At 41.7% G+C, this 5,369-nt stretch carries 3 protein-coding genes and 1 pseudogene; all 4 read left to right on the plus strand.

The features are described 5' to 3' along the window. Positions 1-210: 210 nt before the first annotated feature. Positions 211-2,627, plus strand: a pseudogene (locus BLR65_RS28410) (glycyl radical protein). A 4-nt stretch (positions 2,628-2,631) separates the two neighbouring features. Beyond that, a complete protein-coding gene (locus BLR65_RS28420) occupies positions 2,632-3,603 on the plus strand; it encodes a glycyl-radical enzyme activating protein (protein WP_169716822.1) in 972 nt (323 codons plus the stop codon). A gap of 324 nt (positions 3,604-3,927) precedes the next feature. Further along, positions 3,928-4,779 (plus strand): methyl-accepting chemotaxis protein, encoded by an 852-nt coding sequence (locus tag BLR65_RS31575; RefSeq protein WP_093798161.1) that lies wholly within the window; start codon positions 3,928-3,930, stop codon positions 4,777-4,779. Between the two features lie 189 nt (positions 4,780-4,968). After that, positions 4,969-5,369: S-layer homology domain-containing protein (locus BLR65_RS28435; RefSeq protein ID WP_143122699.1), on the plus strand; the 401-nt coding region annotated here is incomplete at its 3' end.

A 5,369-nucleotide genomic window follows, 5' to 3' on the forward strand; every position in this document is an offset into this window, starting at 1 on the left:
TTCACTAATATCGCTATTGACAAAAACGTGGCCATTTTCGCCTGGTGCGACTGGGTAAAACCGGCTGATGGTACTAAGGGCTCAATTAACACAGTCAAGGCAGAATTAGATTTCTTCTTTTAAAAATATGAAGAAGCTAAAAACTACATTTGTTGGGATTGCGCAACTAAATCATATAAAACCACATAGGTAACAGAAGGGGGAAAAATTATGTATACTTTAGCGCCCGTTTGCGAGAGGGTTTCCCGGATTAGAAACAAATACCGGGGAACAAAGCCCAAAGTGTGCATCGAACGATTAAAAATTGTAACGAATTTTTATAAATCCCACCCCAATATAACGGGCATTCTTTTAAGAGCTGAAAATTTCAAAAATTTATGTGAGAAGATGCCGGTAGTAATTAATGATGATGAAATTGTGGTTGGCAGTCTGACCTCTATGTATCACGGATCAGCCCTGTTTCCCGAGTATTCAATTAATTGGCTGTTCGATGAGATTAAATCAGGAAAATTCTTAAAGCGAAATTTAGATCCTTATGATATTGAGCAGGAAGCAATGGACTACATCTTAAGTACAGAAGAATTCTGGCGGCCACGAAGTCTCAGCGCTCGTATGGATGCTGCGATTCCAGATGGGATGGGCAAACTATTAGGTAATGGTGTAATCAGTTTTGGTATTGAGGGGAACTGTCTGACGCCTGTTGGTCATTTTTGCACTAATTATGATAAAGCAATCCGAGTTGGCTTTGCAGCAATAAAAAAAGAAGCACAACAAAAAATGAATGCGCTTGAAGGCAAATTTAAGAGTGACGACGCTAAAAAATATTTATTTTACAAAGCAATTGCTATTGTTTGTGATGGCATGATGATATTCGCTAAACGGTATGCAGGCGAGTGCAGAAGACTAGCTGAAAAAGCAGAAAATCATGAACGAAAAACAGAACTGCTCAAAATGGCGGATAGCTTGGATTGGATTGTGGAAAATCCGTGCCGTTCTTTCCATGAGGCGGTACAATGTTTGTTCCTGTATCAGATTGCCTTAGCCTTGGATGGCAATTTACACGGGCTTACGTTAGGGCGGGTCGACCAGTATTTGGGCAGTTTCTACGAAAAGGATCTGACTGACGGCAAGATTACGCCAGCGGCCGGTCAGGAAATACTAGATCAGTTTTTCCTGAAAATAGCTGAAATGAATAAAGTTACCGTAGAAGGCGTTTCTTATGCAATCGGCGGCTATACAAGCGGCCAGATTATGACTCTTGGCGGAGTTACCAAAGACGGCAAAGATGCGACAAATTCAGTATCCTATATGATGCTGCAAGCTTCCAGTCGATTAGTTCTTCACGACCCGCCGCTGGCTCTTAGAATTCATAAAGGTACGCCGGCTCAATTGTGGGAAGCCGCAATTAATACAACAAAGATTTGCGGTGGAGTGCCGACATTTGAAAATGACGATGTTATTATTCCGGCTCTTGTTGACAAGGGGATGTCACTGGAAAGTGCGAGAAATTATTGCTTAATTGGCTGTGTGGAACCGGCTGGTACCGGCGATGAATGGCCGGCATGCGGCGGCCCCGGGCGCGAATCTTTCTATAATATGGCGAACGCACTGCTGCTGGCTGTTAATAACGGCGTTAACCCGCTGCCTGGTCCGGATGGAAAACCACGGCAACAGGCCGGCCTTGCTACAGGATATCTTTATAATATGAAGACATTTGATGAAGTGAAAGAAGCTTTAAAAAAGCAATTTGATTACTTTATTGATTGGCAAGTTAGCTTGACCAATCTACTTGAATATGTTGCTGCCGAATACATGCCTTTGCCGATTGTTTCGGCAACAATGGACGGTTGCATGGAAAAAGGCCTTGATGTTATGTGGGGCGGTGCAAAATATAATTCGACAGGCTTTGGCGGTATTGGCTGCGGCAACATAGCTGATAGTTTGTCGGCAATCAAATATCTTATTTATGACAAAAAGAAACTGACGGCGAAAGAGTTCTATGATGCATTTATGAATAACTGGCAGGGCCGGGAACCGCTGCGACAAACCGTATTAAATGAAGTGCCGCGCTTCGGCAATGATAACCCTTATGTCGACGAACTGGCTTCTTGGGCGATGGGGATTTTCTGCGACAAGGTTAATTCTTGCACAGGGCCTCGCGGAACTTACCGGGCGGGTTTGTATCCGGTAGCCATGCACGTTCTTTACGGTAAGATGACCGCTGCAACTCCAGATGGCCGGATGGCGCATGAACCATTAGCCGATGGTATTTCACCGATGCAGGGAATGGATAAGAAAGGGCCTACGGCAGTTTTGAAATCATTGGCGAAAATTCATCAGCAAAAGGTCGGCAACGGAACGTTGTTAAACATGAGATTCCATCCCAAATCACTGGAAGGAGCACAGGGTGTTCAAAAATTTGAAGCATTGATGAAACATATTTTGCTATGGGCGGTATGGAAATGCAGTTTAATATTATGAGTGCGGACACGCTGCGGGAAGCCCAGAAAAATCCTGAGAATTATAAGGACCTTGTGGTTCGTATAGCCGGATTTAGCGCTTATTTTGTCGAGCTATATAAAGGTTTGCAAGATGACGTCATTCAAAGAACTGAACTTGCGTTGTAATAATATGAATAATAACGAAAAAAAAAGACCGCTTACCGGCAAAATCTATGATATTCAAGGGTTTTCCGTGCAAGATGGACCAGGTATTCGGACAACAATCTTTTTGAAGGGATGTCCTTTACGGTGCCCATGGTGTCACAGTCCGGAATCGCAACAATTTTACAATCAGCTAAGTTGGATGGCAATGCGGTGCGTTGGTGTAGCTAAATGTGGAGTGTGTTTAGGTGTTTGTACCAGGGGAGCAATAACTCCTGGTACAAATACCTATGCCGATGCCAAGCAAGAAGAAATTCAATTAGTCAAGGTAGATCGTTCGCTTTGTAATAATTGTGGCGATTGTGCTAAGGCGTGTTCTGCGGAAGCACTGTATATCTGTGGGAAAGATTATACGGTTGATGAAGTTATTGAGCGAATCCGACAGGACATTCCATTTTATAACATGTCGGGCGGTGGGGTTACTATTTCTGGCGGAGAAGCATTAGCGCAACCTGAATTTACTTTGCAAGTTCTAAAATCCTGTAAATTTATGGGGATTAACACCGCCCTTGATACAACCGGGTATGCGGATTTTAAATATATGGAAGCCGTACTTCCCTATACAGATTTGTTTTTGTATGATTTGAAGCATATGAATAGTGAAATGCATCAAAAAGTAATCGGTGTACCTAACGAACGAATTTTGGACAATGCTGGGAAAATTGCCGAGTATGGTGGTAAAATGCAGATCCGGATTCCGGTTATCCCCAATTTTAATGATTCAAAGAAAAATTTTGCTGAAACAGGGGAATTCTGTAAACAACTCGGAGAGGCTGTAACGGTAATCCAATTACTCCCGTATCACAATTTAGGGGTTGTGAAGTATGAAAGATTGCAGCAAGAGGGTAAAGTGCTAGAAGCCAAACCGCCATCAGAAGAAAAAATCAAAAATTTAAAGCAGTTGCTAACAGAGATGGGGCTTACGGTAGTCGTACATTAGCATTAAATAATTTGATAGGAAAGACGAAGATGCAATCCATCTATTTTTGGTATTAATTTAAACAGTTTTTTGAATTTTACGTCTTTAATGTTTCGTATTATCCTATTACTAGAGCAATAAATCATAGAAAAAAGGAGAGACGCGCTTTACTATTGGTATGTCACATAAAAATAAAGTCTGAATTTTTGGGTAATATACAACGCACTTACTGTCGGGCTTATAGGACTGCCTTACAATATATGCATATATATCCGCTACTTTTAGCGGTTGGTGCGCTTGTTGCTCTTGAACAAAATGTAAGACTGTTGGTGATTGGAGAAATCTATGAGTTGTATTAAGTTGGAAAGTTTTAAGTCTGTTTTGCCACTTTTGCCGTCTATGTTTGAGGAACCAGTAAGTATTCTTTTAGTTGACCTAGAGACATTGGTAGTGCTTGACAAAGTTGAGCACCCTTCCTTTGAAAACTCAGTCACTCAACTCCCTGAAAGTTTTAGGGAGACCAAAACTTATAAATCATTACTTGCCGGACAGCCCATGGCTGTGAGACTTTCTAAAGGTTCATTCGGGTCTTTGGTATCAAATATCTCTACCGCTATACCTATTTTTGACGATGATGACAAGCAGGTAATTGCCTATTTGGGTGTCGTACGGTCAACGGAAAAATATGATGAATTGCTCAATTCCGGACAAGAAATTCTTGCTGCTGTCGAGGAGCTTTCTGCTTCGACGGAAAGTCTTGCTCTTAGCGGTCAACAGCTTGCCGATATGTCCCGGAAGATGAATGAGGAAACAGGTCAGGTCAAAAACGACACTACGGCTGTTGGCAGTATAACAAACGAAATAAAAAACATTTCCGCTTCGACCAATATTTTGGGTATAAATGCTGCGATTGAGTCGGCGCGTGTGGGGGAATTAGGGCGGGGTTTTAATGTAGTGGCTACAGAAGTGAGAAAACTAGCCGAAAATACGAAAAACTCCGTGATAAATATAGAAACAAAAATTAATAACGTACATCATTCTGTAGCAGAACTCGTTAAATCAATTGAAGAGATGGGCGCATATTGTGATGCGCAAGCTACAGGGATTAGTGAATTACGGGCAGCCTTAGCCCAAGTTTCACATATGGCTGAAAATCTTGTTAAGCTCGGAACGATGGGGCAAGCTGGAAAACAATGAAACAGAACTTGTAAGCTGATAAAAGATAAAAGCTAATAAAAACCGGTTTTTTTTATTAATTATGTCTAGACGTTATTAACTAAATATTGTGTAATTTGATATTACAGAGTGGGAGCGGGGGGATTGCCAACAGTAAAAATTTGTATTTTACAACCAGCAGTTTCAAAACTTGGGAAGAGGGGGAGAAAAATGAAAAAGAATGTACTTATTTTGGTTGTATTTGCTGTTTTTTGTATTTCTTGTGTAGCTTTAGCGGCAAATAATCCCTTTGATGACGTACCGGTTAATCACTGGGCGTACGCTGCGGTTAACCAACTGGCTAAGGCCGGCGTTATCGACGGCTACGGCAATGGAACATTTCAAGGCGATAAGACCTTGACGCGTTATGAAATGGCGGTAATTGTCGGCAAGGCGATATCCCATTCAGCCAAGGCTGACGCTGAAAATAAAGCGCTGATTAATAAATTGTCAGTGGAATTTAAAGATGAGCTAACTAACCTGGGCGTCCGTGTGGACAAGCTGGAAAAGAAGAGCGATAAGCTTACTGTTAATGGATTTCTTCATGTTTCGAACCAATCCTGGCGTAATAC

Source organism: Sporomusa acidovorans, from assembly GCF_900101845.1.
GTDB classification, from domain to species: Bacteria; Bacillota; Negativicutes; order Sporomusales; family Sporomusaceae; genus Sporomusa; species Sporomusa acidovorans.